Genomic DNA, 23,033 nt, shown 5'->3' with positions numbered 1-23,033 from the left:
CTTTTTTTCAGCAAAAACGGGGTAAAAGAACAGTATTTAAACAAATATTAAGCTAAACATTCAGTACCGGAGCTAAACAGTAGAGTAAAATAGAAGTATAAGAAGATAGATAGGATAAAACACCATGCAACTAAATACCCAACAACAAGCTGCCCAGCGCAATCTTTCATACCTATTAGCTGAAAAGATTGGTCAGCGCATTCTCGCTGGGGAATATGAGGTCGGCAGCATCTTACCTGGTGAGATAGAGTTGGGAGATCAATTTGGTGTCAGCCGTACTGCTGTGCGCGAAGCGGTAAAAATGCTTGCCGCAAAAGGGATGTTATTACCACGCCCACGGATTGGTACCCGGGTTATGCCGCAAGCCAATTGGAATTACCTTGATAAAGAATTATTGACCTGGTGGTTGAACAGGGAGAATTTCGATCAAGTAATGCAGCACTTCCTAATCTTAAGGCGCTCACTCGAACCTCAAGCCTGTTCACTGGCCGCTATCAATGCTAATGAGCAGCAGCGAGCACTGTTAGCCTCTTTAATGGATAAGATGCGCGCATTACATACGCAATTTAATCGTGAACAATGGATTCAAGTTGATTCCCAGTTTCATCAATTGATTTATGAAGCCAGTGGCAATCCATTCCTGACATCTTTTGCTAATTTGTTCAGTTCGGTTTATCACAGTTACTTTCGCGCGATTACAGGTGATGAGGTGATTAAGCTGCAATACCATCAAGATATTGTCGACACGATTTTGGCTCGGGACAGTCAAGGTGCTTTATTAGCCTGTCAGGTGTTATTAACCGATAATGAGTAGCGGCTTGATGTTATTTATATCTATATATATAGAAGAGAAGGTTTTTCCCCAAAGATAACCAGGACGGACAATGAAAAAAACTGCACGCAGCATGGCGGGCCTCCCTTGGATAGCCGCCATGGCTTTCTTTATGCAGGCTTTGGATGCCACCATACTGAATACGGCACTCCCATCAATAGCTGAAAGCCTTCACCGTTCACCGCTGACCATGCAATCTGCCATTATCAGTTATACCCTCACGGTGGCCATGTTGATTCCCGTCAGTGGTTGGTTGGCAGATCGCTTTGGCACCCGGCGGGTTTTCATGTTGGCGGTGTCATTATTTACGCTAGGGTCATTTCTGTGCGCTCTTTCATATTCACTGCATTTTTTAGTCGCCTCCCGGGTGATTCAAGGTGTTGGAGGCGCGATGATGATGCCGGTGGCCAGGCTGGCACTTATCCGCGCTTATCCACGCAGTGAATTATTACCCGTCTTAAATTTTGTCACTATTCCAGGATTAATTGGGCCAGTCATCGGGCCGCTGCTTGGTGGCCTACTGGTGACCTATGCTACATGGCACTGGATTTTTATCCTTAATATTCCTATCGGCTTGTTGGGTATCTTTTTCGCCCGCAAATATATGCCGGACTTCACCATGCCTAAGCGCACATTTGATATTCTCGGTTTCCTGCTATTTGGTAGCAGTTTAGTGCTGATATCCGTGAGTCTGGAAATTATGGGGCGGCCCGATATTGCAGATTATCTGCCTATCATTTGTTTGGCCGGGGGATTATCAATGCTGATCTTCTATATATTGCATGCAAAAGGCCACCCAAACCCATTGATTGGTTTACCGCTATTTAAGACTCGAACCTTCTCGGTCGGGATTGCCGGTAATGTTGCTTCACGTCTGGGCACGGGTTGCGTGCCTTTCCTGATACCTTTGATGTTGCAGGTCGGGTTTGGTTATTCAGCCATAATTGCCGGTTGCATGATGGCACCAACAGCTATTGGTTCGATGATGGCAAAATCCGGAGTGACTCAGCTATTACGTTCGTTGGGCTACCGAAAAGTGTTAGTGGGGGTGACGGTTATTATTGGTGTGCTGATTGCCTTGTTTGCATTGCAGTCACCGGGGATGTCGCCTTGGCTGATGATATTGCCACTTTTTGTCTTAGGTATGGCAATGTCGACACAGTTTACCTCGATGAACACCATTACGCTGGCGGACTTAACTGATGGCAATGCCAGTTCGGGTAACAGTGTTTTGGCGGTAACTCAGCAGTTGGCCATTAGCTTTGGCATTGCTATCAGTGCGGCAGTTTTGCGGTTTTATGATGGGTTATCCTTTGGTGATAATGTCGATCACTTCCATTACACCTTTATTACCATGGGGGTGGTGACCGTGTTCTCCTCTGCGGTCTTCTTATTACTCAAACCCACAGATGGCGATAATCTAATTCGGGGCCGCAATGTAAAAAAAATCACGCAGCCCGCAGAGAGTGAGGCTTAACGGCGGGCAACTGACCCACGTTCTATCAACTCGGGAGTGAGGATCAGCACTTGGGGTGCCGCTTCCGGGTTATTTAGCCGATGAATAAGTGTATCAATGGCAAGTTCACCAAGCTCATCTTTTGGCTGATGGATAGTTGTCAGAGGTGGCGTCATATATTGTGCGATTTCAATATCATCGTAACCTATGACCGCCATATCTTGTGGGATTGATAACCCAGCCTGATGCAAAGCCTGATAAACCCCAACAGCCATAGCATCGTTACTGGTAAAGACGGCTTCTGGCGGTTCCGGCAACGCAAGCAACTGTTTCATAGCAACTAAGCCGCCGCTAAATTCAAAGTCACTGGCAACTTCAAACCCCGGAAGTACCGGTAAACCGGCCCGATCCATTGCCTGGCGGAATCCTTCCAAACGTTCTTTGGCCGGTGTTTTATCTTGCGGGCCAGCAATACAGGCGATTCGGGTATAACCTCTGGCAATCAAAAATGAAGTTGCCATTTCACCGCCAAATAATGAGTTATCCTGAATAACATCATTGACCCCCTCGAAGGGCGCCCAGTCCATCATAATGATCGGCACTGAAGGATAACAACGCAAAATATCTTGTGATGGGCGGTGGCTTTCGGTGCACATCAGTAATAAACCATCGACCCGTTTTTGCATCAAGGTTTCAATGCTGCGGCTCATGCGGTCGATGTCGCCCTCGGTATTACACAAAATCAAACTGTAACCGCGCTCATAACAACTGCGCTCCACACCACGAACGACCTCGGCATAGAATGGGTTACTGCTGGCGGTGACCAGCATGCCGATAGTCCGGGTTTGATTGAGTTTTAAACTCCGCGCCAGCGCAGAAGGGGCATAATTGAGTTGCTTGATTACAGCTTGCACTTTGTCGCGGATAGGTTCGCTAACAAAACGGTTTTTATTAATCACATGTGAGACGGTAGATGTTGATACGCCCGCTAAACGGGCGACATCTTTCATGGTGGCCAAAGTTATACCCGGTCTTGTAAGAAACTGTCGATCTCGGCCCGCCAAGGAATGGACGGTTGTGCACCAGTGCGAGTCACCGCGATAGCGGCAGCTGCATGAGCAAAACGGACGGCGACATCCATCGGCTGCCCTTCTAACAACGCGGTTAGTAATGCGCCATTGAATGTATCACCGGCAGCTATGGTATCCACTGCATTAACTTTGAATCCTGCCACCAACTTACCTTGGCCCCGCTCACTAAGCCAAACACCACGGCTGCCTAAGGTAATAATGACTGTCGCAATACCTTTATCATGCAGAATTTGCGCGGCTTTAACTGCGTCATCATCCTGCTCAATATGAATACCGGTTAAGCGCTCAGCTTCTGTTTCATTCGGGGTTATCATATCCACCAGCATTAACAGCTCATCGGGCAGTTCACGGGCCGGTGCAGGGTTAAGGATAACCTGAGTTTGATGCTGTTTTGCCAGTTTAGCGGCGGCGATAACTGTCTCTAATGGTGATTCCAGTTGCATCAATAATGCATCTGCATCGATAACTTGCTGTTGATAGCGGCCAAGATATGCCGGTGTGACTGCCGAGTTAGCCCCCGCATCAATACCAATCACATTCTCGCCTTCAGCATTAACAAAAATCAGTGCCACTCCGGTCGTAGTGCCGGCTATAGCTTCTATTGGCGCGGTGTCGATATTATCGCAGGCTAACTGCCGGCGCACCCGGTCACCAATATCATCTTCACCCACACAAGCAATAAACGCGATTTTCGCCCCACTACGGCCAGCAGCAACCGCCTGATTAGCGCCCTTGCCACCGAAAGCAACTTTATACTGCTTCCCGATCACCGTTTCGCCTGGGCGAGGAAACTGTTCAATATTCAGAATATGGTCGGCATTGATACTGCCCAAGACCACTAATTTACCTGTTTCCATCGTCTTTATTCCTTTGTACTTGAAGTGGCAGGGGGTTCGCTATTCTCATTAACCCGCATCACTCACTTGTGCAAGTTCATCGGGATAAGTTCACTAGCGGCCCACCTGCAACGCCAATTACCTTGGGTTTATTGAATAACCTTGATTTAACGAATGACGTTATTACTTAGTCACTAACTTCAGATCGACGGGGATAACCGCCTGTACTTTTTCGCCTTTCAATACTTTATCTGCGGTTTGTACACCAATAACACCAATTTGGTCAGGGCGTTGAGCGATAGTTGCGCCCATTTTGCCGCCTTCAACCGCTTTGATACCGTCGTCTGTGCCATCAAAACCTACCACTAACACATCAGTTTTGCCCGCAGTCTGCAAGGCGCGCAGTGCACCCAGAGCCATTTCGTCATTCTGAGCAAATACCGCCTGGACATCAGGATGTGCGGTCAGCAGGTTCTGCATGACGTTTAAACCTTTAGTGCGGTCAAAGTCAGCAGGTTGGCTTGCCAGCAACTGGAATTTGTTTTTATCCATTGACTGCTTAAAGCCTTCACCACGTTCACGAGCAGCAGAGGCACCGGCAATCCCTTCTAACTGAATCACTTTGGCATCAGTACCGACTTTCTTCGCAATGAAATCACCGGCCATTTTACCGCCGAAACGGTTATCAGATGCCACGTGGCTTACCACGGTGCCGGCGTTAGCCAAACGGTCGAGAGTAATGACGGGAATATTTGCCTGATTGGCCATTTTAACCGCGTTGCCCACTGCATCAGAGTCAGTTGGGTTAATCAGCAGCAATTTAGTACCACGTACCGTTAAATCCTGCACGTTAGCCAGTTCTTTGGCTGGGTTGTTTTGCGAATCTAAGATCACCAAGTTGTAGCCCAGTTTATCCGCTTCTTTTTGCGCGCCGTCTTTCATTGAAACAAAGAACGGGTTATTCAGAGTGGAAACTACCAGCGCAATAGTGTCTTTCGCCAATGCGTTAGCACTTACTGTCGCGCTCAATGCAACAACAGAGATCAATGTAGCCAGTTTCTTCATTTTCATGGTCGCAATTCCTGTAGGGAGATAGCATCGTTAATTTTGTAGGTGTTATTGTCGCTGACAAATAACCTACTGCTTTTTATTGTCTACCAGCACCGCTAGCAGGATAACCACTGCTTTGACGATCATTTGGTAGTAAGAGGAAACACCCAATAAATTCAAACCGTTATTTAGAAAACCGAGAATTAATGCACCAATCAAGGTGCCGACAATCCGCCCTTTACCTCCAGCAAGACTGGTTCCCCCCAGCACTACCGCAGCGATAGCATCCAGTTCATAGCCAGTACCGGCAGTAGGTTGTGCTGACGACAAACGGGCAACTTCAATAATCCCAGCCAGTGCCGCTAACAATCCACAAAGCGAATAAACAATAATTTTAACTCTATCGACGCTGATACCAGAGAGTCGAGTTGCGGACTCATTCCCACCCAGCGCATAGATATAACGGCCCAGACGTGTGTGGTGCAACATGTACCAGGCAGCAATAAAGACAATAGCCATCAACCAGATAGGGGTCGGGACACCCAATGGGCGGCCAATACCAAACCAGCCAAAGGTGTCTGCCACTTCAGTAAAACCGGTATTTACCGGGCTACCATTGGTGTACACCATGGTGACACCGCGCAATAACAGCATCATGACCAGTGTGGCAATAAAGGCCTGCACTTTACCTTTCGCGACAATGACCCCGGTAATGCCGCCGACAAACGCCCCCAATGCCAATGCCGCACCAACAGCCACCAGTGCGTTGACTTCCAGGCCGACAATCGAGGCCGCAACCGCGCCGGTCAGTGCCAATAATGACCCAACCGACAAATCAATACCCGAGGTCAGGATAACCAGAGTCATGCCGACAGCCATGATGGCGTTGACCGAGGTCTGTTGAAGAATGTTAAACAGGTTATTAAGGGTGAAAAAGTTTGGGCTTAGTGACGAAACCACAGCAATCAGCACCAGCAGCGCAATCAGTGATTTTTGTTCTAATAACCATTCTTTACTGAACCAGCGTTTTGTCTGGATAGCTTGGGAACTCATATCTGATTACTCCTGCTCTGCGCACCATTACTTACCGAGCTATTATTGATAAATAAGTCACTCTTACCGACGGCGGCTGCCATCAATACTTCTTGGGTAGCTTGTTCAATAGAGAACTCACCGCTTAGCTGGCCTTCATGCATCACGATAATCCGGTCACTCATGCCCAACACTTCCGGCATTTCTGAGGAAACCAAAATGATGCTCAGCCCTTCTTGCTTGAATTGGTTAATTAACTGGTAGATTTCTTTTTTGGCCCCGACGTCCACACCGCGAGTCGGCTCATCAAGAATTAACACTTTGGGCCGGGTCATTAAACCGCGAGCGATAGCCACTTTTTGTTGATTCCCGCCGGATAACAAACCTATAGGTTGTTCCATAGAAGGCGTTTTGATATTAAACAGACGAATGAAATCCGCCACGGCCAGTTTCTCATCAGCATGCTTGAGTGAACCGCCGCTCCGACTGAAATAACGCAATGCAGTCAAAGACATATTCTCTTTAACTGACATCCCGAGCACTAAGCCATCGCGTTTACGATCTTCGGAAATATAAACAATGCCATTTGCCAAACCATCTTGTGGGGTGTGAGTCACCACTTCGCGCCCATCCAGCATGACAAAACCGGATTTACGCGGCAGAGCGCCATAGATGATTTTCATCAGCTCAGTACGCCCCGCGCCCATCAAGCCCGCAACCCCCAGGATCTCGCCTTTATGGAGGGTGAAACTGACGTTTTTCACACCGGGGCCACACAGCTGTTTGACTTCTAAACGTTTTTCACCACGAGGTAAATTCAGTCGCGGATATTGTTCTTCCAGCTTACGGCCAACCATCATCTCAATCAGTGAGTTTTCAGTCAGGCTGCTTACCGGTTTTTCTGCAATAAACTGCCCATCACGGAATACCGTGACGTCATCGCAAATTTCAAAGATTTCTTTTAGCCGATGGGAGATATAAACAATACCGCGGCCTTGCGCTTTCAACTCTTTAATAACACTAAATAAAGAGGCTGTTTCAGTATCAGTCAGCGCATCTGTCGGCTCATCCATTATGATAACTTTGGATTCAAAGCTCAGCACTTTGGCGATTTCCACCATTTGCTGATCACCAATAGAAAGCTCGCCCACCAGCCGATGGCTGCTGTAGCTAATATTCAGACGAGCTAACAGTAAATCGGCTTCGGCATACATTTTTTTCCAGTCGATGCCGCCAAAACGATTAACAAACTCACGACCTAGAAAGATGTTTTCTGCGATGGTTAACTGCGGAATTAGGTTAAGTTCCTGATGAATAATGCCAATTCCCGCTTCTTGCGAGTCTTTAGGGCCATTAAACACTACTTCTTTACCCAAGAAATGCTGACTGCCGGCATCTTTAGCATAGATGCCCGTCAGCACTTTCATCATGGTCGATTTTCCGGCCCCATTTTCGCCTACCAGTGCCATCACCCTGCCAGGATAGACACTCAGCGCCGCACCGGAGAGTGCTTTGACGCCGGGAAAGGCTTTATCAATCCCTTTCAGTTGCAGCAAAGGTTGCATAAATGCCTCAGAAAGTTACGCCGGAACAGAGAATGATGTTAGCAAAGGGGGAACATTCCCCGCTACGAATCACTGCCCGGCTTTGTTTTGTTTGCTCTTTAAAAGCCTCATGGCTGATGTAGTGCAAAGCAATTTGGTTTCCCTGGTGTTGCTCAAGTTGTGTTAGTTGGGCGAGTAACGTTTCATGGAGTTGCGGATTATTTTTTATAATTTCCTGAGCAAGATAAGCACTCTCAACCTGCATTTCTTGCGTTACCACCTCGAGAACCTGGAGAAACCCAGGAACGCCTCGTGTCAGTGCCAAGTCGATACGCGTGGTGGTTGCCGGTATCGGCAGCCCCGCATCACCTATCACAATCTGATCGGTATGACCCAGGCGAGAGATAACAGTGGAAATATCAGAATTCAGTAATGCACCTTTTTTCATTTTCTACTCCAACAGCGAAACGTTTCGCTGATACTGAGTTTAGAAAAATGGCAGCAGAAGGCAAACCCAAAATAATAGAATTGTGATCGCCATCGAAACGTTTCGCTGAAGAGGTGAAAAATAAGAAGAGTTGTGCCAAACAGGTAAAAAAAAGGCCGTTATATTTAACGGCCTTGCAGATTAGATTTCGACTTGCGTCCCTAACTCAATCACCCGGTTAGGCGGGATCTCAAACTGGTCAGCTGCGCGCAGCGCATTACGACTAAGTGCAATAAACAGCTTGCCACGCAGGAACAGATACCACGGGCGCTTGGTTAGAATCAGCGACTCGTGGGACATAAAGAACGAAGTTTCCATCATCTGGCAGGGCAAACCTTCCAAACCGCAGCGATGGAAAATTTCTTCCACATTTGGCGTTTCTCGCCAACCATAACTGGCCACCACCCGCCAGAAGGTAGGAGAAAGCTGCTCGATAGTCACCCGCTTAACATTATGAACATAAGGCGCGTCTTCGGTACGCAATGTCAGTAAGACCACGCGATCATGCAAGACTTTGTTATGTTTAAGGTTATGCAGCAAGGCAAAAGGAATGACATTCATCGCCCGCGACATATACACCGCAGTCCCTGTTACCCGCACCGGTGGGGATTTTTCCAGTGAAGCAATCATAGCTTCCAGTGAATTACCGTGTTCATGCATACGCCGCAGCAAACTGAAGCGCTCGCTCTTCCAGGTGGTCATGATGATAAACATCACTAAGCCAAGAGACAACGGCAACCAACCGCCGGAGAACAATTTCAGGGCATTGGCAGAAAACATCGGGATATCAATAATTAACAACACCACCAGCAGGCAGCCAACAAAAGCGCGATTCCAATGCCAGTTTTTCAGTGCCACTACACAGAACAGGATACTGGTTATCACCATAGTACCGGTTACGGCAATCCCATACGCGGCGGCCAAATTACTGGAACGTTCAAAGCCGACAATCACCAAGACAACGGCCAGATATAAAGTCCAGTTAATTACCGGGATATATATCTGACCGGACTCCATTTCTGACGTATGAATAATCCGCATTGGCGGTAAATAACCAAGACGAACCGCCTGCCGGGTCAGTGAAAATACCCCCGAGATGACAGCTTGTGAGGCAATAACTGTCGCCAATGTCGCCAGTATTAATAGCGGAATTAATGCCCAATCAGGCGCTAACAGGAAGAAGGGGTTTTTGATGGCTTCTGGATTTTTCAGTAATAGCGCGCCCTGGCCAAAATAGTTCAGCACTAATGAGGGCAAAACCACTGTAAACCATGCCAATCGAATAGGAAATTTACCAAAATGCCCCATATCGGCATAGAGCGCCTCTACCCCAGTAATAGCCAGCACCACGGCACCAAGGGCAAAGAATGAAACAGATTTATATTCGGCGAAGAAGCTGATGGCCCATTTAGGATTCAGTGCAGCCAGAACTTCTGGATTGTCGATAATACTGCGCAGGCCCAACAGCGCTAATGTCAGGAACCACACCAACATCACCGGAGCAAATAATTTGCCGACGCTACCTGTGCCGTGTTTTTGAATAATAAACAGCAGGGTTAATACCGCAATAGAGCAGGGAACAATATAGGGATCCAATGCTGGGGCCGCAATTTCCAACCCTTCAATAGCCGACATTACCGATATAGCGGGGGTGATAACCACCTCACCATAAAAGAAACTGCCGCCAATTAGCCCCAAAATAACCAAAATTGAGGTGGCTTTGGAAGACGTATTGCGCCCCGCCAAAGACATTAAGGTTAAAATCCCCCCTTCACCGGCGTTATCCGCTCGCATGACATAGGTCAGATATTTCACCGAGACAATCAGGATTAACATCCAGAAAATCAGCGATAAAAAACCAAATACCACATCTGGGCGGACATCAAAACCATAGTGACCAGAAAAGCACTCTCGCAAGGTATAGAGTGGGCTGGTACCTATATCACCGTAAACCACCCCTATTGCTGCCAGGGTTACCGCCGATAAAGACTGTTTATGTTCTGTGCTCATAATTGATTTCTTTTTGCTAGAACATCCATAAGCTGATGTGTGCGTTTAAGAGCCGCTACGTGCCACCAAAAGGCGCACAGTATGCACGATATCAATAGATTGCTACTCTAAATCCAGTGGCGAAAAGTGCGGAAATGGGCCATCCCCCCATAATAAATGACATAAAAATTTTATGAATCAACACACTAGCTCATTAAGGAACACATACAAAACCACAATAAAAAAGAGGATTTATTCCCTGTAATCAGGTAAAAATCAATCAACTAACGAAACATATAGAGCAATTATGGCGCAATCATCACAATTAGCTGAAAGAATCTCCCGCTTGAGCAGTGCTCTTGAAAGTGGTCTGTATGAAAGACAGGAAGCTATTCGTTTGTGTTTACTGGCGGCCCTCAGTGGCGAGAGTGTGTTCCTGCTCGGCCCGCCGGGAATTGCCAAAAGCCTGATTGCCCGCCGCTTAAAATTTGCCTTTCGTAATGCCCGGGCGTTTGAGTATCTGATGACCCGTTTTTCTACTCCTGAAGAAGTGTTTGGCCCACTTTCTATTCAGGCGTTGAAAGAAGAAGGCCGCTATCAGCGCATGACTGCGGGTTACCTGCCCGAATCTGAAATCGTCTTTCTGGATGAAATTTGGAAAGCCGGCCCGGCAATCCTGAATACCTTACTGACCGCCATTAATGAACGACGTTTTCGTAATGGTGATAGGGAAGACAGTATCCCAATGCGTTTGCTCGTGACAGCCTCTAACGAGTTGCCGGATGCAGACAGCAGTCTTGAAGCACTTTACGACCGGATGCTCATCCGCCTATGGCTGGATCGCGTACAGGAAAAACAGAATTTCCGCTCATTACTGGTTAGCCGACAAGATGAAAATCATAATCCAGTGGCCGAAAATCTCAGTATCAATGATGAAGAATTTTATCAGTGGCAACCCTTGATTGATAAAATTGCCCTGCCGGAACACTGCTTTGAGCTTATTTTTCAGTTACGCCAAAGGCTTAGTTCCCAAGAACAAGCGCCCTATGTCTCTGACCGGCGTTGGAAAAAAGCCATGCGCCTGCTGCAAGCCAGTGCATTTTTCAGTGATCGCACTGAAATCACGCCAATTGATTTAATCTTACTGAAAGATTGCCTGTGGCATGACCTGAGCTCGCTAAAGTTGTTACAGCACCAATTAGAGCAGCTGTTAACCGAGCAGGGATATCAGCAGCAAAACCTATTAATGAAGCTGCAACATATCAATAGCCAATGGTTACAGCACCAGCAGCAACAAAGTGACCATCAGGCACTGACACTGACCAAACAAAGCAGTATGTTCAGCCGCAAACCACAATATGCTCTGTCAGAGACATTGACCGGCAACACACTGACATTATTGCTGCAAAAAACCCTTATTTTGCATGATATTCAGGTCAATCATTTGCAAATAGAGAAAGAGGCGCTAGCGCAATGGGTGAATAAGGGCGGGGGGCTGCGCGCGAAATTAAATGGAGTGGGTTATGCTCAATCCATAGATGCAGAAATTGATGAACAATTGCACATCACGGTGCTGGATGCGAGTCGCCAGCCGTCAATACTGTCGCAGCCCGGAGCTTCCACCACCAGCGTGCCCCCGGAGTTGCTGGTGGAACTGGCGGAATTGGAAAATAGCCTGGCCGAACAACGCCGATTATTCAGCCAACACCAGCCTTGCTTGTTCACGCCATCCTCTTGGTTGGCAAAAATAGAAGCCAGTTTGTTACACGTTGCGGAGCAATTGAAACAGCTTCAGCAAAAACTGCGCGGACACTAACAGATGCTCAGCCTGGCAACATTGGACTTACTGCTTTCAATCAGTGAAAGTGAGCTTATCGAAGAAATGGTGGTGGGATTACTGGCATCCCCACAGCTTGCGCTGTTGTTTGAAAAATTCCCGCGCATTAAACGGGCGCTGATGAAAGATATTCCCGGCTGGAAGCAAAATTTACAGCAACGTATTCAAGAGGCCAAAGTTCCTGCCGGTCTGGCTAATGAATTTTACTTATATCAACAGAGCCTATCGGAGAATAGCCCTGCCTTTTATGCGCACCTGCCCGAGATTGTGGCGCAGCTGCAACAATTACATTCCCCTTTTGCCGTGCAAGCAAAAACATTGTTACAAACTGCAGAGTTAGACAAAAACCCGCCCACTAGTGACAGTTTTCAAACCCTCTTTTTACAGCGCTGGCGTATCAGCCTGACTCTGCAAACCATTACTATTCATCATCAGCTACTGGAACAAGAACGAGAGCAACTTTTAGCCGAATTACAGCAGCGATTAGCGCTCAGTGGTGCATTGGAGCCCATTATGGCCACTAATGATGGGGCTGCGGGTCGGCTTTGGGATATGACTCAAGGGCATTTACAACGTGGGGATTATCAATTGCTGCTGCAATATGGCGATTTTCTGCAACAACAGCCGGAATTGCAGCAATTAGCCGAACAGCTGGGCCGCAGCCGTAGCGCCAAAGCACAACCCACCCCAGATGCCCGCTTTGAACCTTACACCCTAATGGTGCGCCAACCTGACACCGTGCCGGAGGAGGTCAGTGGCATTCATCAGAGCAATGATATTCTGCGATTACTGCCGACTGAGCTGGTTATGCTGGGGATGAGTGAACTGGAGTTTGAGTTTTATCGCCGTTTACTCGAGCGCCGCTTGCTTACTTACCGCTTACAAGGTGATGACTGGCAGGAAAAAACCTTACAACGCCCTATTAGTCTTAAAAGTCATGACGAACATCCCCGTGGCCCATTCATTGTTTGTGTTGATACCTCCGGCTCAATGGGCGGGTTCAACGAGCAATGCGCCAAAGCATTTTGTTTAGCATTGCTCCGCATTGCGCTGGCGGATAACCGCCGCTGTTACATCATGCTATTTGCAACAGAAATCATTCACTACGAGCTCTCCGCAGCCAGTGGTATTGAGCAGGCAGTCCGTTTTCTCAGCCAACATTTTCATGGTGGCACCGACCTGGCCGCCTGTTTAACCCGCACTTTAAGCAAAATGGAAGAGAGCGCATGGTATGACGCCGACGCCGTGATAATTTCAGATTTCATCGCCCAGCGCTTACCGGAAGAATTAATCAGGAAGATTAAAATCCAGCAGCAAGCCCATCAACATCGATTCCATGCCGTGGCGATGTCAGCTTATGGCAAGCCCGGTATCATGCGTATTTTTGATCATATCTGGCGCTTTGATACCGGTTTAAAAAGCCGCTTAATGCGCCGCTGGAAGCGCTAATACTTTTTAGTTCAGTAGCCCAGCCCCCACGTTAATTGACAGCCCCAATATTGTCATATTGAAAACAAAAGATAATACCGACTGCAACAGCACTACACGGCGAATATCTGACGTGCCGGTAGCCACATCTGCGGTTTGTGATGCCACTCCAATAGTGAATGAGAAATAAAGGAAATCCCAATAAGTAGGGGTGGTTATCTCTTTCGGGAAGAGGAGCGGTAACTCCGTATTTTTTTCCTCACGCGGCATATAAAACAGGTGGGCATAATGCATGGTAAAAGCCGTGGGTAATAATAGCCACGAAACCAACAGGGTCAGGCAGGTCAAGATTAAATGAAATGCTTTGGTTGAATCCTTTAGCTGATTGGCGGTACTCAATTCAAATAAAATAACCAGAATACTGGCCAGACACGCCGTGCTAACCAGTGTCAGCACCATAGTGGCACTTTCATCTTGTACCCGAGCTATTTTGCTGATTTGTTTCGGATCAGTGCGTAATAACTGTAGCCATAGAAACAGCAAATAGAGCCAGGCAGAAACATTCCAACTCAACATCAAGCGTAATAAGACTGTTTCATGTGACGGCAGCAGAAAATAAGCGGCAAACCCAGCACCAGCTGAGAAAAGTAATCTTGGGCGGGCGTGTAAATAGTGTTTAATTGGATGAAAAATAGCCATAACTTCAACAACCTTGCATATTGTTACATTAATATATTTATACTCCTCCTAAGCATAGATGAAAAACCCGCTAGGGCTAAAGAGCACTAGCGGGTGAGTAAATAGTCATTTATGAGCTTGATGACAAAGTGATATTTTCAGTTCTGAATCAGTCAGAGCTTATTTTAAATAAAGAGAATCCTATTCAGCACATTTCCCTTTCAATCAACGTTGTCAGCCGTCTAATTTTTAGGCTAAATTTTACAGTAAACCTGCGACTTGCTCGCTAACCTCTGGGCCCCAAACACCACATTGCACCTGACCAATATGTTGTTGTTGCAGCAATAGCATCACCAAACGGGATTGACCAATACCACCACCAATGGTTTGTGGCATTTCGCCCTTCAGCAGTGATTGGTGCCATTCCAGTTTCAGACGATCTTCATCAGCAGTCAGAGCCAGTTGGCGTTTTAGCGCCTCTGCATCCACGCGGATCCCCATAGATGAGATTTCAAAAGCATCTTCCAACACAGGGTTCCAAACAATAATGTCGCCGTTCAAGCCAGCAAAACCTTCAGCACACGGCGACGTCCAGTCATCATAATCCGGCGCACGAACATCATGAGATTGGCCATCAGCCAATTTGCCACCAATACCAATCAGGAATACTGCTCCCAGCTCTTTGGCGATAGCGCGTTCACGGCCTTTAGCATCCAAATCAGGGAAGCGGGCGCGCAGACTTTCACTGTGGATAAATTGAATATGGTCTGGCAGGAAAGGCTTCACACCAAATTCAGCGCTGATTGCAGCTTCTGTTTCTTTAATGGCGGTATAAATTTTGTTAACAGTGGATTTCAGGTAAGCCAGGTTACGTTCGCCGTCACCCATGACGCGTTCCCAATCCCACTGATCAACATACACAGAATGAATAGCACTCAGGCGATCTTCATCAGGGCGCAATGCTTTCATATGGGTGTAAATCCCTTGGTCTGCACCAAAATCAAAGCGGCCCAATGTCTTACGTTTCCATTTAGCTAGCGAGTGAACCACTTCAAAAGTTGCATCTGGCAATGATTTCACTTTCACCTGAACCGCTTTCTCAGAACCTGAAAGGTTATCTTGAGTACCATCACCAACACGGCTCAGGATAGGGGCTTGCACTTCAATTAGACCCAATTGCTGTTCTAATTGACGTGAAAAGAATGATTTTACGAAGCTGATTTGTTGTTGTTTTTGGATAAATTGTTTTTTCATTGCCGTTTTCTCAATTCGTTGATGCGGGTGAAAGCTCATCATTGTTAGTTTTAAATAGTCGTATGCCGTTTGGCTTGTCATCGATTAAGCAACAGAATGAGGGTTAAATTCAATATCCAACAAACAATATTGCCATTTCACTTTTAATCATTCATTTTTATAGCTCTATAATTAGATAATCATCAAAAAAAGGGGTTTAATATGAATGAAATTTATCAAATCGATAATCTCGATCGCGGCATCCTAAACGCGTTAATGGAAAATGCGCGTACGCCTTATGCAGAATTGGCCAAAAACTTTGGTGTCAGCCCTGGCACTATTCATGTCCGTGTAGAGAAAATGCGTCAGGCAGGAATCATCACCGCAGCTTGTGTTCATGTTAATCCCAAAAAGCTGGGCTATGACGTGTGCTGCTTTATCGGCATTATTTTGAAAAGTGCCAAAGACTACCCTTCAGCACTGAAAAAACTGGAGAGTTTAGAAGAAGTTGTCGAAGCCTATTACACCACCGGCCATTACAGCATCTTTATTAAAGTCATGTGTAAATCAATAGATGCACTCCAGCAGGTACTTATCAACAAGATCCAGACCATTGATGAGATCCAGTCAACAGAGACACTCATTTCCCTGCAAAACCCCATAATGCGTACCATCGTGCCTTAAGCATTAAAAAACTATACCCACATTATCCACAGGTAGATCCCAGCTGATTCACAGCGTACAATACCGCCTCATTACTTTGGTTGGGTTCTTTATGGCTGACATTACCTTGATCAGTGGTAGCACACTTGGCAGTGCTGAGTATGTTGCTGAACATTTGGCTGAGAAATTAGAAGAAGCGGGTTTCTCTACAGAAACATTGCATGGCCCGGAATTAAATGAGCTCCAGTTGGACGGTTTGTGGCTAATTGTCACTTCTACCCACGGTGCCGGTGATCTACCAGACAATCTTCAACCATTATTAGAACAAATAGAACAACAGCAACCGGATCTCTCTCAACTCAGTTTCGGTGCCGTCGGTTTGGGAAGTTCTGAATACGACACTTTTTGCGGTGCAGTAAGACAACTGGATCAAAAATTGGTCGCTCAGGGAGCCAAACGTTTGGGGGATATTTTAGAAATTGATGTCATCCAACATGAAATTCCTGAAGATCCGGCAGAGGTTTGGGTTAAAAATTGGATTAATTTGCTCTGATTTGTTCAAAGATCAAGCGAACGAATGTGTATAAGTATGCTTAAAAGCAGGGTACAAGCAGTACATATCCACATAACAACCTTAGTGACTCAAAGGGCCTGTGCATAACATGCCATTTAGATCCCAGCTTATACGCAATAGGATCACCGATCATACACAGCAAATGATCCTCCTTAATTGCATGATCTTAAATGTGAATAATCACTTATCCACAGAGGATCATGATCCTAATAAGAGATCTAATAAAGAGATCTTTAAATAAAAAGATCTTCTTTTAATTAAGGGCGATCCTAAGCCGCTTGGTCGATCGTCTAAACTTGAGTAGAATCCCCCACCCCAGGGCAAACACAGAAATTCGCATAACGGCGAGGTGCAGTACCATGTTTTATCCAGATCAATTTGACGTCATCATCATTGGTGGTGGCCATGCCGGCACGGAAGCTGCAATGGCAGCGGCACGCATGGGACGTCAGACCTTATTGCTGACGCACAATATCGACACACTGGGACAAATGTCTTGTAACCCAGCGATTGGCGGTATCGGTAAGGGGCATTTGGTAAAAGAGATCGATGCTCTGGGCGGCCTGATGGCAATGGCAACAGACAAAGCCGGTATCCAGTTTAGGATACTAAACGCCAGCAAAGGCCCTGCGGTCAGAGCAACTCGTGCCCAAGCCGACCGTGTTCTGTATCGTCTGGCAGTACGTACCGCATTAGAAAACCAACCTAATCTCATGATCTTCCAACAACCTGTTGAAGATCTCATCGTTGAGAATGACAAGGTGGTAGGTGCGGTTACTAAAATGGGCCTAAAATTCCGGGCTAAAGCCGTGGTATTAACCGTCGGTACTTTCCTTGATGGAAAAATTCATATTGGCCTTGAGAATTACAGTGGTGGGCGTGCCGGTGATCCGCCATCAATCTCATTGTCACAGCGTCTGCGTGAGCTGCCGCTACGTGTTAATCGCCTCAAAACCGGCACTCCGCCTCGTCTTGATGCGCGCACCATCGATTTCAGCCAATTGGCACCTCAGTTAGGTGATACTCCGATCCCGGTATTCTCTTTCCTTGGCAATGCCTCGCAGCATCCTGAGCAAATGGCATGTCATATCACCTACACCAATGAGAAAACTCATGAAGTGATCCGCAATAATTTGGATCGCAGCCCGATGTATGCGGGGATCATTGAAGGGATCGGGCCGCGTTACTGCCCATCGATCGAAGACAAAGTCATGCGCTTTGCTGATCGTAATTCACATCAGATCTTCCTTGAACCAGAAGGCTTGACCAGTAACGAGATCTATCCGAACGGTATTTCTACCAGTTTGCCTTTCGATGTACAGATGCAAATAGTCCGTTCAATGAAAGGACTTGAAAATGCACGAATTATTCGCCCAGGTTATGCCATCGAGTATGATTTCTTTGATCCACGTGATTTAAAACCGACGTTGGAAAGCAAATATATCCACGGCTTGTTCTTCGCTGGACAAATCAATGGCACCACCGGCTATGAAGAAGCTGCGGCCCAAGGGCTGCTTGCCGGCCTCAATGCGGGCCGTTTTGCCAATGATGAAGATGGATGGTCACCTCGCCGTGATGAAGCTTACCTTGGCGTGCTGGTGGACGATTTAAGCACCCTGGGAACCAAAGAACCGTACCGCATGTTTACCTCTCGAGCAGAATATCGTTTGATGCTGCGTGAAGATAATGCGGATCTGCGTTTGACTGAAATGGGCCGTAAATTAGGGCTGGTTGATGATGCTCGCTGGGCTCATTTTAGTCAGAAAATTGAACAAATCGAAAAAGAACGCCAGCGTCTACGTGATATCTGGGTGCATCCTCACTCTGAAAATGTTTCAGAAATCAATGGATTGCTAAAAGCGCCATTATCGAAAGAAGCCAATGGCGAAGAGTTATTGCGTCGCCCAGAAATTGATTATCGCTTGTTGACTGCCTTACCTTCGTTTGGCCCAGCACTCACTGATCCGCAAGCTGCTGATCAAGTTGAAATTCAGGTTAAATATGAAGGTTATATCGCCCGTCAGCAGGAAGAAATTGAAAAGCAGCTTCGCAATGAGAATACCGCACTGCCTGCTGATCTTGATTATCGTCAGGTATCAGGTTTATCAAATGAAGTTATTGCTAAATTGAATGACCACAAACCTAGCTCGATCGGGCAGGCCTCACGAATTTCAGGTATTACGCCTGCGGCAATTTCTATTTTGTTGGTTTGGCTGAAAAAACAAGGTTTGTTGCGCCGCAGTGCCTAACAAGTCACAATTTGCCTGTGCTGCCAAGAGATTAGCAGCCGGGCAAGTTCTGCTTTTCTCAAGCCATAACTCGCTATTAAGTTAGATTATCATTTCGGTTATCGGCCTTTTACATGCTGACAGAACATGTTTCGGTCAGAGGATATTGTGGTGCTAAAAAAATTAGATTCCCTGCTAAATGCGGCAGAAATTACCTTACCCGATCAACAAAAACATCAGTTGATAGGCTATGTGGAACTGCTTCATAAGTGGAACAAAGCTTATAATCTGACGTCTGTTCGTGACCCGCTTCAAATGCTGGTTCGACATATTCTGGACAGTATTGTGGTGAATCCTCACTTGCAAGGCAGCCGGTTTATTGATGTTGGCACGGGGCCTGGGCTTCCAGGGATACCATTGGCTATTGTTCGCCCTGATGCACATTTCACTTTGCTCGATAGCTTAGGTAAACGTATTCGTTTTCTGCGCCAGGTGCAGCATGAATTGGGGTTAAACAACATTGAGCCGGTACAAAGCCGTGTTGAGGACTTCGTCGCAGAACCCCCATTTGATGGCGTAATAAGCCGTGCATTTGCCTCTTTACAAGATATGCTGTCTTGGTGCCACCATTTGCCAGCCAAGCCAGAAGGGCGTTTTTATGCACTGAAAGGTGTAAGACCTGATGATGAATTAGCTATACTTCCTGAAGGTGTGATTCTTGAATCAGTTGTCCGGTTGCAAGTACCTGAGTTGGATGGTGAACGCCATTTGGTTATTCTTAAGTCAAACTAACTTTGCTATTTATCAAAAAAATGTAATAAATTATCCGTCGAAGCAAAGGTATTTATCTTAATTTAGTGTTTTTCAAACTGATGAGTATTTATTCGCTGTCTATCGAGTATGTTGATTATATTTCACGTATTGTTTACAAAATCAGCTGTGATTAATGAAATTACCGTATTGAAATTGGCCCAATAGTTACTTTTGACATTATTCTGCTCGGAACATTGCTCTTCTGATGTATCCGAACTGTTGCGGAATTATTATTTGAAATGTCAATGGGACGTTTTTACTAAGTAGCTAAGTTGTTTGATAATGGTTTTAATTTTAATGTTATGATTTATAAAACTTTTAATGGCTCTTTTCGTTAAAGACAAAGCAAAGCCTTATAGGATATAAATCAATTAGTTTTTAGTTATGTGATCAGTTCCACGCTTTATTGATAAAGTTTGGAATCGTCAGACAAATAAACTAGCGCTTTATTCCGAGCCTTTTCTTGCGAAAATAGCCCGAAATAAGAAAATTTAAATAATTGTTCACCTTTTCGCTACTTATCGATTGAATTCGTTTGAGTGGGCCGTATAATTTGCTCGTTTTTTGCTGCTTGACTCAATGGGGTAAAAGGCAGTTTTATACCTCACTCAGCATACCCTTAGTGTGGTTCGGAGAGAACAAACGTCATGTCTGTATCCCTTTACAGTGGGAAAATTGCACGAAAGTTGCTGTTGTTGCAGTTAATGACTTTTGTTGTTCTCAGTGCTGCTTTTGGTTTTAAAAGCCTGGAATGGAGTGTTTCTGCTCTGGCAGGGGGGTTGGCAGCGTGGTTGCCCAGCGCCATGTTTATGTTGTTTGCTTGCCGCCATCAGGCAAAAACAGCTGCTCCAGGTCGTGTTGCGTGGTCGTTTGCCATTGGCGAAGGGTTAAAAGTTATCGTGACGATAATTTTGCTGATTGTAGCATTAGGGCTGTTTAAAGCAGCGTTTGCGCCACTCGGTTTAACCTATTTATCGGTGCTGATTGTGCAGATATTGGCACCGGCCGTGATGAGCGGCTACCGTACTTAACAGTTATCGTATTTAACTAAAAAAGGGTAAGAGGCATCATGTCTGCATCAGGAGAAATCTCTACTCCAAGGGACTACATAGGCCACCATCTGAATAACCTTCAGCTGGACCTGCGTACCTTTGAGTTGGTCAATCCCCACTCACCTGGCCCTGCGACGTTCTGGACGTTGAACATTGACTCTTTGTTCTTCTCTGTCGTGCTGGGGTTAGCTTTTCTGCTTGTGTTCCGCAAAGTTGCAGCCAACGCCACCAGTGGCGTGCCCGGCAAATTGCAGACTGCCGTTGAGTTAATTATCGGTTTTGTCGATAGCAGCGTGAAGGATATGTACCACGGCAAAAGTAAAGTCATCGCACCATTAGGCCTGACCGTGTTTGTTTGGGTTCTATTGATGAACATGATGGACTTGCTGCCAATCGATTTACTGCCTTACATCGGTGAGCATGTCTTTGGGTTACCTGCACTGCGCGTGGTACCTACTGCTGATGTGAGCATTACCTTGTCCATGGCATTAGGTGTTTTCATCCTGATCCTGTTCTATAGCATTAAAATGAAAGGTGTAGGCGGCTTCGTAAAAGAATTAACGATGCAGCCGTTCAATCACCCGATATTTATTCCAGTTAACTTAATTCTGGAAGGTGTCAGCCTGCTGTCCAAACCGGTTTCACTCGGTCTGCGACTGTTCGGCAACATGTATGCGGGTGAGTTGATCTTCATCCTTATTGCGGGTCTGTTGCCGTGGTGGTCACAGTGGATGCTCAGTTTACCTTGGGCTATCTTCCACATACTGATTATTACGTTACAAGCCTTTATCTTCATGGTTCTGACGATTGTCTATCTGTCGATGGCATCCGAAGAGCACTGATTTTCTTATAACACTACTGCGTTTTAACTGAAATAAACTGGAGACTGTCATGGAAAACCTGAATATGGATCTGCTGTACATGGCTGCCGCTATAATGATGGGTTTAGCGGCAATCGGTGCTGCGATCGGTATCGGCATCCTGGGTGGTAAATTTTTGGAAGGCGCTGCACGTCAGCCTGACCTGATTCCTCTGCTGCGTACACAGTTCTTTATCGTCATGGGTCTGGTTGACGCCATCCCTATGATCGCTGTTGGTCTGGGTCTGTACGTGATGTTTGCTGTCGCGTAAGTAGAGTTTTCTCTACTGTGGACTACACCAAACTATTAACTTTTAAAGAGGCATTGTGCTGTGAATCTTAACGCAACAATCCTCGGCCAGGCCATCGCGTTTGTCCTGTTTGTCCTGTTTTGCATGAAGTATGTATGGCCGCCAATTATGGCAGCCATCGAGAAGCGTCAAAAAGAAATTGCTGACGGTCTTTCTTCTGCAGAACGTGCCAAAAAAGATTTGGACTTAGCGCAAGCCAATGCGACCGACCAACTGAAGAAGGCCAAAGCAGAAGCACAAGTGATTATTGAGCAAGCAAGTAAACGCAAAGCTCAAATCCTTGATGAAGCTAAAGCTGAAGCTGAACAGGAACGTAACAAAATCGTGGCGCAAGCGCAGGCAGAGATCGACGCCGAACGTAAGCGTGCTCGTGAAGAGTTGCGTAAGCAAGTCGCGATGTTGGCTATAGCTGGCGCCGAGAAGATCATCGAACGTTCCGTGGATGAAGCTGCTAACAGCGACATCGTTGATAAACTGGTCGCTGAACTGTAAGGAGGGAGGGGCTGATGTCTGAATTTGTAACTGTAGCTCGCCCCTACGCCAAAGCAGCTTTTGACTTTGCTGTTGAGCACCAGGCAGTTGATCGTTGGCAGGATATGCTGGCGTTTACTGCCCAAGTGACTCGCAATGAACAAATGGCTGAATTGCTTTCCGGTGCTGTAGCACCAGAAACAATGTCTACGACGTTTATTGCAGTCTGTGGTGATCAGCTCGATGAACCCGCACAGAACTTCATTCGAGTTATGGCGGAGAATGGCCGTTTACTGGTTCTTCCTGAGGTGTTACAGCAGTTTATTCAACTGCGTGCCTCACTGGAGTCTACCGTCGACGTTGAAGTGTCCTCTGCGAGTGCACTTAACGACGAACAGCTGGCTAAAATTGCCGCTGCGATGGAAAAACGTCTGTCACGCAAAGTTAAGCTGAATTGCAAAATCGATAAGTCTGTAATGGCCGGCGTAGTAATACGTGCAGGCGATATGGTGATAGATGGCAGCGTTCGCGGTCGTCTTGAACGCCTGGCAGACGTCTTGCAGTCTTAA

The 23,033-nt window shown here is 46.4% G+C and carries 22 protein-coding genes; 13 read left to right on the top strand and 9 right to left on the bottom strand.

Going from position 1 to position 23,033, the window contains the following annotated elements; genetic code table 11:
- Window positions 1-124 precede the first annotated feature (124 nt).
- Together YROHD0001_RS12395 and mdtD are read left to right on the top strand one after the other, a co-directional pair.
- On the top strand, window positions 125-814 hold the full coding sequence (locus YROHD0001_RS12395) for a FadR/GntR family transcriptional regulator (protein ID WP_004713934.1): 690 nt from the start codon (window positions 125-127) through the stop codon (window positions 812-814).
- 70 nt (window positions 815-884) lie between these two features.
- Window positions 885-2,309 (top strand): multidrug transporter subunit MdtD, encoded by a 1,425-nt coding sequence (gene mdtD, locus YROHD0001_RS12400; protein ID WP_004713933.1) that lies wholly within the window; start codon window positions 885-887, stop codon window positions 2,307-2,309.
- Here mdtD and rbsR read toward each other — a convergent pair.
- The 7 genes from rbsR to kup form a co-directional block, all read right to left on the bottom strand.
- Entirely contained in the window at window positions 2,306-3,307 is a 1,002-nt protein-coding gene (rbsR, locus tag YROHD0001_RS0117485; protein ID WP_032816376.1) for a ribose operon transcriptional repressor RbsR, read from the bottom strand. The two genes, mdtD and rbsR, sit on opposite strands and share 4 nt — an antisense overlap.
- 2 nt (window positions 3,308-3,309) lie before the next feature.
- Complete coding sequence (gene rbsK, locus YROHD0001_RS12405) at window positions 3,310-4,236, bottom strand: ribokinase (protein WP_004713932.1); 927 nt, start codon at window positions 4,234-4,236, stop codon at window positions 3,310-3,312.
- Window positions 4,237-4,398: 162 nt separating this feature from the next.
- Window positions 4,399-5,286 (bottom strand): ribose ABC transporter substrate-binding protein RbsB, encoded by an 888-nt coding sequence (rbsB, locus tag YROHD0001_RS12410; protein WP_004713931.1) that lies wholly within the window; start codon window positions 5,284-5,286, stop codon window positions 4,399-4,401.
- Window positions 5,287-5,352: 66 nt separating this feature from the next.
- The gene (gene rbsC / locus YROHD0001_RS12415; protein ID WP_032816374.1) at window positions 5,353-6,318 is read right to left on the bottom strand and encodes a ribose ABC transporter permease; all 966 of its coding nucleotides are present in this window, start codon (window positions 6,316-6,318) and stop codon (window positions 5,353-5,355) included.
- Window positions 6,315-7,862 (bottom strand): ribose ABC transporter ATP-binding protein RbsA, encoded by a 1,548-nt coding sequence (gene rbsA / locus YROHD0001_RS12420; protein ID WP_004713929.1) that lies wholly within the window; start codon window positions 7,860-7,862, stop codon window positions 6,315-6,317. Before rbsA ends, rbsC begins: the two co-directional genes overlap by 4 nt.
- A 7-nt stretch (window positions 7,863-7,869) precedes the next feature.
- Window positions 7,870-8,289, bottom strand: a complete 420-nt coding sequence (gene rbsD / locus YROHD0001_RS12425) for a D-ribose pyranase (RefSeq protein WP_004713928.1) — start codon at window positions 8,287-8,289, stop codon at window positions 7,870-7,872.
- A gap of 180 nt (window positions 8,290-8,469) precedes the next feature.
- Entirely contained in the window at window positions 8,470-10,338 is a 1,869-nt protein-coding gene (gene kup, locus YROHD0001_RS12430) for a low affinity potassium transporter Kup (protein WP_004713927.1), read from the bottom strand.
- Window positions 10,339-10,624: 286 nt separating this feature from the next.
- Between kup and ravA the strand changes: the two genes are divergently transcribed.
- Both ravA and viaA read left to right on the top strand, forming a co-directional pair.
- Entirely contained in the window at window positions 10,625-12,133 is a 1,509-nt protein-coding gene (gene ravA / locus YROHD0001_RS12435; RefSeq protein ID WP_004713926.1) for an ATPase RavA, read from the top strand.
- Between the two features lie 3 nt (window positions 12,134-12,136).
- Window positions 12,137-13,603, top strand: coding sequence for an ATPase RavA stimulator ViaA (gene viaA / locus YROHD0001_RS12440; RefSeq protein ID WP_004713925.1), 1,467 nt, complete (start codon window positions 12,137-12,139; stop codon window positions 13,601-13,603).
- A gap of 6 nt (window positions 13,604-13,609) precedes the next feature.
- Here viaA and YROHD0001_RS12445 read toward each other — a convergent pair whose 3' ends face one another.
- Window positions 13,610-14,281 carry a DUF1345 domain-containing protein gene (locus YROHD0001_RS12445; RefSeq protein ID WP_004713924.1) on the bottom strand — a complete coding sequence of 224 codons (672 nt, stop codon included), beginning with the start codon at window positions 14,279-14,281 and terminating at the stop codon, window positions 13,610-13,612.
- Window positions 14,282-14,521: 240 nt separating this feature from the next.
- A complete protein-coding gene (asnA, locus tag YROHD0001_RS12450) occupies window positions 14,522-15,514 on the bottom strand; it encodes an aspartate--ammonia ligase (RefSeq protein ID WP_032816372.1) in 993 nt (330 codons plus the stop codon).
- Window positions 15,515-15,715: 201 nt separating this feature from the next.
- On the opposite strand from asnA, the gene asnC reads away from it, so the two are divergent.
- The 9 genes from asnC (at window position 15,716) to atpH (ending at window position 23,033) form a co-directional block, all read left to right on the top strand.
- A complete protein-coding gene (gene asnC / locus YROHD0001_RS12455) occupies window positions 15,716-16,177 on the top strand; it encodes a transcriptional regulator AsnC (RefSeq protein WP_004713922.1) in 462 nt (153 codons plus the stop codon).
- Window positions 16,178-16,268: 91 nt separating this feature from the next.
- A complete protein-coding gene (mioC, locus tag YROHD0001_RS12460) occupies window positions 16,269-16,709 on the top strand; it encodes an FMN-binding protein MioC (protein WP_004713921.1) in 441 nt (146 codons plus the stop codon).
- A 380-nt stretch (window positions 16,710-17,089) separates the two neighbouring features.
- Window positions 17,090-18,979: a tRNA uridine-5-carboxymethylaminomethyl(34) synthesis enzyme MnmG gene (mnmG, locus tag YROHD0001_RS12465; RefSeq protein ID WP_004713920.1), complete on the top strand. Its 1,890-nt coding sequence runs from the start codon at window positions 17,090-17,092 to the stop codon at window positions 18,977-18,979.
- Window positions 18,980-19,129: 150 nt separating this feature from the next.
- Entirely contained in the window at window positions 19,130-19,750 is a 621-nt protein-coding gene (rsmG, locus tag YROHD0001_RS12470; RefSeq protein WP_032816381.1) for a 16S rRNA (guanine(527)-N(7))-methyltransferase RsmG, read from the top strand.
- 668 nt (window positions 19,751-20,418) lie between these two features.
- Entirely contained in the window at window positions 20,419-20,802 is a 384-nt protein-coding gene (gene atpI, locus YROHD0001_RS12475; protein WP_032816370.1) for a F0F1 ATP synthase subunit I, read from the top strand.
- 38 nt (window positions 20,803-20,840) lie between these two features.
- Window positions 20,841-21,665, top strand: a complete 825-nt coding sequence (atpB, locus tag YROHD0001_RS12480; protein WP_032816368.1) for a F0F1 ATP synthase subunit A — start codon at window positions 20,841-20,843, stop codon at window positions 21,663-21,665.
- A 49-nt stretch (window positions 21,666-21,714) separates the two neighbouring features.
- Window positions 21,715-21,954 carry a F0F1 ATP synthase subunit C gene (atpE, locus tag YROHD0001_RS12485; RefSeq protein WP_004393045.1) on the top strand — a complete coding sequence of 80 codons (240 nt, stop codon included), beginning with the start codon at window positions 21,715-21,717 and terminating at the stop codon, window positions 21,952-21,954.
- Window positions 21,955-22,014: 60 nt separating this feature from the next.
- Window positions 22,015-22,485: a F0F1 ATP synthase subunit B gene (gene atpF / locus YROHD0001_RS12490; RefSeq protein WP_025380079.1), complete on the top strand. Its 471-nt coding sequence runs from the start codon at window positions 22,015-22,017 to the stop codon at window positions 22,483-22,485.
- A gap of 14 nt (window positions 22,486-22,499) precedes the next feature.
- Window positions 22,500-23,033, top strand: coding sequence for a F0F1 ATP synthase subunit delta (atpH, locus tag YROHD0001_RS12495; protein WP_004713915.1), 534 nt, complete (start codon window positions 22,500-22,502; stop codon window positions 23,031-23,033).

This window comes from Yersinia rohdei ATCC 43380 (assembly GCF_000173775.1).
Taxonomy (GTDB): domain Bacteria; phylum Pseudomonadota; class Gammaproteobacteria; order Enterobacterales; family Enterobacteriaceae; genus Yersinia; species Yersinia rohdei.
Note: the sequence above shows the minus strand (reverse complement) of the source record. Positions and strands in the feature narration are given on the sequence as shown.

Coding starts and splice junctions, on each gene's coding strand:
- atpB (WP_032816368.1), top strand. CDS start 20,841: ATGTCTGCATCAGGAGAAATCTCTACTCCAAGGGACTACATAGGCCAC.
- ravA (WP_004713926.1), top strand. CDS start 10,625: ATGGCGCAATCATCACAATTAGCTGAAAGAATCTCCCGCTTGAGCAGT.
- atpI (WP_032816370.1), top strand. CDS start 20,419: ATGTCTGTATCCCTTTACAGTGGGAAAATTGCACGAAAGTTGCTGTTG.
- mdtD (WP_004713933.1), top strand. CDS start 885: ATGAAAAAAACTGCACGCAGCATGGCGGGCCTCCCTTGGATAGCCGCC.
- YROHD0001_RS12445 (WP_004713924.1), bottom strand. CDS start 14,281: ATGGCTATTTTTCATCCAATTAAACACTATTTACACGCCCGCCCAAGA.
- mioC (WP_004713921.1), top strand. CDS start 16,269: ATGGCTGACATTACCTTGATCAGTGGTAGCACACTTGGCAGTGCTGAG.
- mnmG (WP_004713920.1), top strand. CDS start 17,090: ATGTTTTATCCAGATCAATTTGACGTCATCATCATTGGTGGTGGCCAT.
- YROHD0001_RS12395 (WP_004713934.1), top strand. CDS start 125: ATGCAACTAAATACCCAACAACAAGCTGCCCAGCGCAATCTTTCATAC.
- kup (WP_004713927.1), bottom strand. CDS start 10,338: ATGAGCACAGAACATAAACAGTCTTTATCGGCGGTAACCCTGGCAGCA.
- rbsD (WP_004713928.1), bottom strand. CDS start 8,289: ATGAAAAAAGGTGCATTACTGAATTCTGATATTTCCACTGTTATCTCT.
- rbsA (WP_004713929.1), bottom strand. CDS start 7,862: ATGCAACCTTTGCTGCAACTGAAAGGGATTGATAAAGCCTTTCCCGGC.
- atpE (WP_004393045.1), top strand. CDS start 21,715: ATGGAAAACCTGAATATGGATCTGCTGTACATGGCTGCCGCTATAATG.
- rbsC (WP_032816374.1), bottom strand. CDS start 6,318: ATGAGTTCCCAAGCTATCCAGACAAAACGCTGGTTCAGTAAAGAATGG.
- asnA (WP_032816372.1), bottom strand. CDS start 15,514: ATGAAAAAACAATTTATCCAAAAACAACAACAAATCAGCTTCGTAAAA.
- atpH (WP_004713915.1), top strand. CDS start 22,500: ATGTCTGAATTTGTAACTGTAGCTCGCCCCTACGCCAAAGCAGCTTTT.
- viaA (WP_004713925.1), top strand. CDS start 12,137: ATGCTCAGCCTGGCAACATTGGACTTACTGCTTTCAATCAGTGAAAGT.
- rbsK (WP_004713932.1), bottom strand. CDS start 4,236: ATGGAAACAGGTAAATTAGTGGTCTTGGGCAGTATCAATGCCGACCAT.
- rbsB (WP_004713931.1), bottom strand. CDS start 5,286: ATGAAAATGAAGAAACTGGCTACATTGATCTCTGTTGTTGCATTGAGC.
- asnC (WP_004713922.1), top strand. CDS start 15,716: ATGAATGAAATTTATCAAATCGATAATCTCGATCGCGGCATCCTAAAC.